The organism is Alcanivorax sp. HI0044, from assembly GCF_001634945.1.
Genome location: NZ_LWEZ01000312.1, coordinates 1 through 497, shown reverse-complemented (window position 1 = coordinate 497; position 497 = coordinate 1). Strand labels below are relative to the sequence as shown.

Here is a 497-nt window from a genome sequence, read left to right as displayed (position 1 = left end):
TTCGGTGAGATCCACCAGCTTGACCACCTCGATCAGCTTGTTCAGGTGCTTGGTGATCTGCTCGATTTTCAGATCATTACCGAAGGTGGTCAGCGTCAGGCGAGACAAGGTGCTGTCTTCGGTGGGCGCCACCGACAGGGTTTCGATGTTGTAACCCCGCTGGGAGAACAGACCGATTACCCGGCTCAGTGCGCCCGGCTCATTTTCCATCAGGATAGAAATAATTCGACGCATCAGGTCCGCTCCGTCTTGCTCAGCCACATGTCGCGCATGGAACCGTCTGCAATCTGCATCGGGTATACGTGCTCGGTGGGGTCAACATAAATATCCATGAATACCAGACGATCCTTCAGGGCAAAGGCTTCCTCCATGGCCCCGTCCAGATCCTCAATCCTGGTGATCTTCATGCCCACATGGCCATAGGCCTCGGCCAGCTTGACGAAGTCCGGCAGGGACTCCATGTAGGACTGGCTATGGCGGCCACCGTACTGCATGTC

The 497-nt window shown here is 55.9% G+C and carries 2 protein-coding genes; both read right to left on the bottom strand.

Translation table 11 applies throughout. The annotated features are described in order from the left end of the window. On the bottom strand, positions 1-234 hold a 234-nt coding region (ilvN, locus tag A3730_RS03780; protein WP_063537507.1), incomplete at its 3' end, for an acetolactate synthase small subunit. After that, positions 234-497: thiamine pyrophosphate-dependent enzyme (locus A3730_RS03775; protein ID WP_231883832.1), on the bottom strand; the 264-nt coding region annotated here is incomplete at its 5' end. The genes A3730_RS03775 and ilvN, both read right to left, overlap by 1 nt.